This is a genomic window from Methanobrevibacter sp. (genome assembly GCF_017431965.1).
Classification (GTDB): Archaea; Methanobacteriota; Methanobacteria; order Methanobacteriales; family Methanobacteriaceae; genus Methanocatella.
On sequence record NZ_JAFRKB010000076.1, the window covers coordinates 1 to 5,504 of the forward strand.

The following is a 5,504-nucleotide window of genomic DNA, read 5'->3' on the forward strand; positions in this document are numbered from 1 at the left end:
ATGGTGGTAAAAATCCTGAAGATAAAGGAATAAAGGGAATTATTACAGGTCCAAATACCATTGTCCACTCATCAAGAATACAGTCTTTTTATAAAACCAAGGAAGATGCAATCATCGATTTGGCACACAGCCTAAAATTTGAAGTGGATGCCATTGCCAAAAAAGTAGACCCTATTTATATTCAGGTGGATGAGCCGTTTTTATCTACAGGTATGGTAGATATGAAAACAGCACGTGAAGCCATTGGAATTATTAAGGATGGTCTTGAAGTGCCTTTGGGAATGCATGTTTGTGGTATCTTGAAAGATGCATTTAAGGATATTTCAAAATTCAACGTGGACATTCTTGACTTTGAATTTGCAGGAAATAACGTTAATTTAGGTGTTTTAGAAAAAAATGCCTCATTGATTGCTGATAAAAAATTAGGATTTGGATGTGTTGACTCATCAGTAAATGAAGTCGATGACATTAATGACATTGAAGAGTTAGTCACAAAAGCTATTGAAATAGTTGGAAAAGATAATCTGCTTCTTGATCCTGATTGCGGACTTAGAAGGGCTCCAAAAAATGTTGCTTTTGAAAAATTAAAATTGATGAATGAAATCAAAGATAAATACAGTTAATCTTTTGAGGGTTTGCCATGGATGAACACTGTCGAAAATGTGGCGAAAAATTAAAAGAAAATGCTCAATTTTGCCAGAACTGCGGTGAAAAGGTTCCAGGCAAAAACAAACCTTTTTTTAACAAATATCTTATTATTATTGTAATTATTTTAATTTTTGGCACTATTGTTTTGTCTGCTATGATTATTACTAGCCAAACCCAAACTGTTAAAGTTGACAATGTGGAATTTGAAATTCCATCTGATTACGTTAATGAACCATCCAGAACTGAAGTAAGTGTTGATGAGGGTGTCAAATCGTCTGCTATGGGATGGAGCAATGATAAAAATTACATTGAAATAGGTGTTACCAGAATGCCAGGTTCGGGTATAAACAGTAACGAGGTTGCAGCCAGTATAGGCGGAACCCCAACAAAAATGTTTGGATATTCAGGATATTATCAAAAGCATGACGAAAATAGCTATTCTTTTGTTTTTGGCCTGAAAGATGAGGTATGTATGATATATGTTTCAAATTATGATGCTTTTGGTGATGTTAAAGTTCTTGGCATAGTTTAAAAAAAGTTAAGGGAAAAATAATTCCCTATCGATATTCATGTTTAAAGTTTTTGTCATATAGCTTGGATGCATTAAAATCACCAGGGTCTAACACATCTCCCACTACAATCATTGCAGTCTTTGTAATATTGGCATCTTTTACTTTTTGTGCAATATCCTTGAGGGTTCCTCTAATTATTTGTTGGTCTGGCCAGGTTGCCTTTTTGACAACTGCAACTGGAGTGGTTTCTTCGTAACCTTCAAGCAATTCATCTACAACTTTATCAATCATACCTATTCCCAAAAAGATACACATTGTTGCATGATGTTTTGAAAAGCTAGCCAGGCTTTCTCCAGCAGGCTTTGGAGTTCTACCTTCAGGACGAGTAATAATTACACTTTGTGAAATTTCAGGAAGTGTCAATTCAGCTTCCAAAACACTTGCTGTTCCAAACAATGAACTTACTCCTGGAATAATTTCATATTCAATGTCATGTTTTTTTAGTTCACGAATCTGTTCGCCTATAGCACCGTAAATTGAAGGGTCCCCTGTATGGACACGTGCAACTAATTTTCCTTCGTTAACGGCTTCAGTAATTATCCCGTCAGTTTCTTCCAAATTTAAATAAGCACTGTTGTGAATTTCACAATCCTCTTTTGCAGGGCTTAAAACATCTTTATTTACTAGTGAACCTGCATAAATAATTACATCAGCTTTTTCAATTACTCTTCTTCCTTTAACTGTTATTAAATCAGGATCTCCCGGACCTGCACCAATGAAAATAACTTTTCCTTTCATGATTAAATTTTTATTTCAAGTTCTATTAATAATTATGTGTCAAAATTGATTTTTAATCATATAAACTTTATTAATAATTAAAATAACTAAAAAACATGGACAATAAAGGTTTTATTTCAATAGAATATTTGTTTACAATCTTTGTTATTTTAATAATATCTGTTTCATTGTTATTTTTTATTCAATCAACAATAGAATCAAGTTTCAATATTGAAGATAGTGTTTCACATAGACTTATTCTGGATGATGTTTCAAACTCAATAAGTCAGGTCAATTCCAATGGCGAAGGATACTCCAAAATAATTTATCTGCCTTCCGATAAGGGATATTATGAAATTACTGCTGAAAACGGTAAGATAACTATAGATTATGATGGTAAAAAGGGAGAAATTTTGCTTCCGCTTTCAAATTTCGATTCAAAATATAAATTACACAGCGGAAAAAGTTATACAGTCACCAAAAATGGTGAAGGAAAAATTGTGATAACATGATCGGCAATTCCGGACAGGTTAGCGGGGAATATTTGCTGCTTGCAGGTGTTTTAATATTGATTCTAATGATTTCAGCAGTATTTATTGCAGATGAAAGTGAATTGAATACAGCAATGGCTGCTGCAAGAAACGGTGCTAATGAAGGTATTGGAACGTCTTCAGTTGCAATTTATCCCAAACAGACATTCAACGATTATGAAACATCAAAATCAGATTTGTTAATACCATATTCGGTTGAAATAGTTAATGTAACTTATTATGAATTGGGTTATGATAACAATTACGGAAAAAAGGAGATTCAGTTTAAGGTTTATGTTACCTCTACAAAGGAGTTTTCCAAAAAGCAGCAGGTTTCGATTGGTGATAGAATTAACTATAATTTAAGAAAAGCTCTTGCAGTCAGTTTTAATACAACCTCTGCAACGAACAAATTATACAATCCGGTTTTTTCTCCACATTATGTTTTCACAACAGCTAATGTTAAATGGGTTTAGGGATATAGATTATAGTATGTCTAGATATGAAAAAGGAAAAGAAGTTTTGGAAGGTATTCAAAATAGAACTGTTGAAGAAATTTTTAAAGATTTGGAAGATGTTGCTCCGGATTTGTCAAGATTTGTTTTGGAATTCCCATATTCTGAAATATATACTCGCCCTGAAGTCGATTTAAAAACTCGTGAGTTATGTACTGTTGCGGCTCTGACAGTTTTAGGAACAATACCTCAGCTTAAAGACCATATCTCTGCAGCTTTAAATGTTGGAAATACTCCAACCGAAATTGTTGAGATAATCATGCAGATGAGTGCTTATTGCGGTTTTCCAAAAGCAATTAATGCGATGGTTGGCGCAAAAGAGGTGTTTGAAGAAAAAGACTTACTTCCATTAACCGGTGATTAGAATTACTGAGAAAACATTTGACACAATAGCTTTGAAATTACAGGAACAACTGGCAGACATTATAAGAACTAATAAGCAGGTAAACGATTATGAATTAATTGTGTACAAATATGTATTCATAAGTGAGTTGAAGGTACCTCTTCAGGAGGATTTGGGTGTAGAAATTGACGATGACTCATTCATATTATATGTTATTCCGGATGATTTGGAATTTTCACTTCTAAAAAAATTGGATGAAACTTTTGATAAATTCCAGATAACTTTCATGTCTAACCCATACAACATTTTGAAATTGAAATTTAGGTTAAGTGATTAGATGTATAGTGATGAAGAAAAAAAGCAACTGATGGAAGATTTAAAGGAAATGGAGACTTTCAAAGCTGATGTAGGTGATGAAGGTAAAATTCTACAGGAAGATTTAAAGGAATATTTCATCAATGGAAACGGTGATAAAGAGGATTTGATTTTTAGATTGGAACTGTATTTCTATGCATTTAAACTGTTCTGCAGAAAAGGTGTTGTCATTAACCAAAATCAGTTTACAATATTTCTGAATGATTCGCTTCTTGATTGGCATTTAGTCAATTTGGTGATGCAGGATCTTACAGATTTTGAACTGGAAATTGAAGCTGTTAAAGAAAATAGGGATGTCCTGATTAATTTGAATTTCACTCTTCATTTCTAAATTTTAAATATGTTACGTGCATTGCTGGTGGTCACTTCATCAACAGCACTGACATCAACTTTTTTTATTTCAGCTATTTTATAAACTGCATTAACGACATTAACCGGTTCGTTTCTCTCATCTTTAGTCATAGCAAGATATGGGCTGTCGGTTTCAGTTAAAATATAATCCAGGTCTATCTTTTCAATTAAATCCTGGTGCTGTTTTGAATAACAAAGCATTGTAGAAAAACTCATATATGCATTATCCATATCCATTATTCTTTTTGCAGTTTTGAAACTGCCTCCATAGCAATGGAAAACAAAATAAGGGATATTATCATAATCCTGGATAATGTTTACAGCTTTTTTCTCACAGTCCCTAACATGCATTACAATAGGAACTTTATACTCATTTGCAATATCTAAAAAACTGGTGAAGATTTCTTTTTGCCTTTCACGCAGAGCCTTGTCTGTAACGTAATAGTAATCCATCCCGACTTCCCCAACAGCAACAATGTTGTCTAAATTTTCAATCAAATGATTATGCGCATCATCCAATTCTTCAGATGTGCAGTTCTGTGAGCTTACTGGATGAAAACCAAAAGTAGGATAAATAAAACCTTCATATTCTTTTGAAAGTTTTAAAACATCCTGATTACTGTCTTTACTGAAACCTGATGCAATAATGCAGTCAAGTTTGTCTTTTGCTCTTGCGATTACATCTTCACGGTCGCTGTCAAAATCTTCAAAATCAATGTGGCAATGAGTATCTATCATATTTTATACTCCAAATCTTCTGTCCCTTGCCTGATAAGACCTGATTGCTCTTATAAAATCAACTTTTCTAAGTTCTGGCCATAATGTTTCACAAAAATACAACTCGGAGTATGAAGACTGCCAAAGTAAAAATCCGCTTAAACGTTCCTCACCGCTGGTTCTGATAATGAGGTTTGGATCATCTAATCCTTCAGTATAGAGGTTTTTGCTTACAAGGTCTTCATCAACATCATCTATTGTGATTTTGCCTGCCTGAACGTCTTCTATAATCTTTTTAAATGAATCAATGATTTCCAGCCGGCCGTCATATCCTATTGCAAGATTGAATAATCTTTTGTTGTAGTGTGCGGTTGCTTCTTCCGCTTCTCTTATAGCTTCTCTCACGTCATCAGGTAATAATTCTGTTCTACCTACAACTTTCACTCTTACTTCGTTTTTATGAATTTTTTCATGGTCAACCAATCGTTTGAAGTTAATTACAAACAGTCTCATCAGTCCGTCGACTTCGTGTTTTGATCTGTTGAAGTTTTCTGTTGAAAAAGCATAGGCAGTTACTATTTCTATTCCAAGTTCGACACTCCAGTCCAGAACGTTTTCTAAAGTGTCAACTCCCATTTCATGGCCTTTTAATACATCGACATTGCCTTGAAGTTTGGAATATCTTCTGTTTCCGTCCATAATTATTGCCACATGTTTTGGCATCTTTTCTGGAACC

At 33.8% G+C, this 5,504-nt stretch carries 10 protein-coding genes; 7 read left to right on the plus strand and 3 right to left on the minus strand.

The genetic code is table 11. The features are described from left to right. A partial coding sequence (locus IJI93_RS10390; RefSeq protein WP_292822718.1) for a methionine synthase occupies positions 1–623 on the plus strand: 623 nt, incomplete at its 5' end. A 17-nt stretch (positions 624–640) separates the two neighbouring features. Further along, complete coding sequence (locus IJI93_RS10395) at positions 641–1,180, plus strand: zinc ribbon domain-containing protein (RefSeq protein ID WP_292815073.1); 540 nt, start codon at positions 641–643, stop codon at positions 1,178–1,180. Between the two features lie 25 nt (positions 1,181–1,205). Here the strand turns inward: IJI93_RS10395 and cobM are convergent, their stop codons facing one another. After that, the gene (gene cobM / locus IJI93_RS10400) at positions 1,206–1,958 is read right to left on the minus strand and encodes a precorrin-4 C(11)-methyltransferase (protein WP_292815071.1); all 753 of its coding nucleotides are present in this window, start codon (positions 1,956–1,958) and stop codon (positions 1,206–1,208) included. A 95-nt stretch (positions 1,959–2,053) separates the two neighbouring features. On the opposite strand from cobM, the gene IJI93_RS10405 reads away from it, so the two are divergent. Genes IJI93_RS10405 through IJI93_RS10425 form a run of 5 tightly spaced genes read left to right on the plus strand, consistent with a single transcriptional unit; the run spans position 2,054 to position 4,031 of the window. Continuing rightward, positions 2,054–2,449 carry a hypothetical protein gene (locus IJI93_RS10405; protein WP_292815068.1) on the plus strand — a complete coding sequence of 132 codons (396 nt, stop codon included), beginning with the start codon at positions 2,054–2,056 and terminating at the stop codon, positions 2,447–2,449. After that, positions 2,446–2,943 (plus strand): hypothetical protein, encoded by a 498-nt coding sequence (locus IJI93_RS10410; RefSeq protein WP_292815065.1) that lies wholly within the window; start codon positions 2,446–2,448, stop codon positions 2,941–2,943. Before IJI93_RS10405 ends, IJI93_RS10410 begins: the two co-directional genes overlap by 4 nt. Positions 2,944–2,959: 16 nt before the next feature. Next, the gene (locus IJI93_RS10415) at positions 2,960–3,346 is read left to right on the plus strand and encodes a carboxymuconolactone decarboxylase family protein (RefSeq protein WP_292815062.1); all 387 of its coding nucleotides are present in this window, start codon (positions 2,960–2,962) and stop codon (positions 3,344–3,346) included. Further along, on the plus strand, positions 3,339–3,662 hold the full coding sequence (locus IJI93_RS10420; protein ID WP_292815060.1) for a hypothetical protein: 324 nt from the start codon (positions 3,339–3,341) through the stop codon (positions 3,660–3,662). Before IJI93_RS10415 ends, IJI93_RS10420 begins: the two co-directional genes overlap by 8 nt. Next, positions 3,663–4,031 (plus strand): hypothetical protein, encoded by a 369-nt coding sequence (locus IJI93_RS10425; protein WP_292815057.1) that lies wholly within the window; start codon positions 3,663–3,665, stop codon positions 4,029–4,031. Here the strand turns inward: IJI93_RS10425 and IJI93_RS10430 are convergent. After that, positions 4,028–4,789, minus strand: a complete 762-nt coding sequence (locus IJI93_RS10430; RefSeq protein WP_292815054.1) for a TatD family hydrolase — start codon at positions 4,787–4,789, stop codon at positions 4,028–4,030. The genes IJI93_RS10425 and IJI93_RS10430 overlap by 4 nt on opposite strands. A gap of 3 nt (positions 4,790–4,792) precedes the next feature. Continuing rightward, positions 4,793–5,504 (minus strand): polyprenyl diphosphate synthase (gene uppS / locus IJI93_RS10435; protein WP_292822720.1); only part of this gene is annotated, 712 nt, incomplete at its 5' end.

What these genes read in the sequence shown, in the direction of transcription:
- IJI93_RS10425 (WP_292815057.1), top strand. Translation starts at nt 3,663, where the DNA reads ATGTATAGTGATGAAGAAAAAAAGCAACTGATGGAAGATTTAAAGGAA.
- IJI93_RS10430 (WP_292815054.1), bottom strand. Translation starts at nt 4,789, where the DNA reads ATGATAGATACTCATTGCCACATTGATTTTGAAGATTTTGACAGCGAC.
- IJI93_RS10405 (WP_292815068.1), top strand. Translation starts at nt 2,054, where the DNA reads ATGGACAATAAAGGTTTTATTTCAATAGAATATTTGTTTACAATCTTT.
- cobM (WP_292815071.1), bottom strand. Translation starts at nt 1,958, where the DNA reads ATGAAAGGAAAAGTTATTTTCATTGGTGCAGGTCCGGGAGATCCTGAT.
- IJI93_RS10410 (WP_292815065.1), top strand. Translation starts at nt 2,446, where the DNA reads ATGATCGGCAATTCCGGACAGGTTAGCGGGGAATATTTGCTGCTTGCA.
- IJI93_RS10415 (WP_292815062.1), top strand. Translation starts at nt 2,960, where the DNA reads ATGTCTAGATATGAAAAAGGAAAAGAAGTTTTGGAAGGTATTCAAAAT.
- IJI93_RS10395 (WP_292815073.1), top strand. Translation starts at nt 641, where the DNA reads ATGGATGAACACTGTCGAAAATGTGGCGAAAAATTAAAAGAAAATGCT.